At 50.4% G+C, this 502-nt stretch carries 3 tRNA genes; all 3 read left to right on the top strand.

The features are described from left to right. The first annotated feature begins 3 nt into the window (after positions 1 to 3). Positions 4 to 80: transfer RNA gene (locus LC455_RS31100), tRNA-Met, on the top strand. Between the two features lie 10 nt (positions 81 to 90). Next, positions 91 to 183: transfer RNA gene (locus tag LC455_RS31105), tRNA-Ser, on the top strand. A gap of 182 nt (positions 184 to 365) precedes the next feature. Beyond that, positions 366 to 439 (top strand) — tRNA-Met (locus LC455_RS31110). Positions 440 to 502: the final 63 nt, after the last annotated feature.

Consider the following 502-nt stretch of genomic DNA (forward strand, 5'->3'; position numbering starts at 1 on the left):
AATGGCGGTGTAGCTCAGCTGGCTAGAGCGTACGGTTCATACCCGTAAGGTCGGGGGTTCGATCCCCTCCGCCGCTACCATATTTTTAACGGAGGAATACCCAAGTCCGGCTGAAGGGATCGGTCTTGAAAACCGACAGGCGGGTTAAACCGCGCGGGGGTTCGAATCCCTCTTCCTCCGCCATTTTTATTGTTTATATACATGAACAAGATAATGTATTTTTACCGTCGCGAGGTGGAGCAACGAGCGTTGCTTCTATGAATTATCTGCGAGTTGTATCAATCGAGCCGCTGCTTGAATAAGCTTTCTGAGATTGATACAGTTATTCATCTAAGGGCATGAACAAAATAATGTATTTTTACCGTCGCGGGGTGGAGCAGTCCGGTAGCTCGTCGGGCTCATAACCCGAAGGTCGCAGGTTCAAATCCTGTCCCCGCAATATGGTCTGGTAGTTCAGTTGGTTAGAATGCCTGCCTGTCACGCAGGAGGTCGCGGGTTCGAG

Source organism: Neobacillus bataviensis (genome assembly GCF_019969725.1).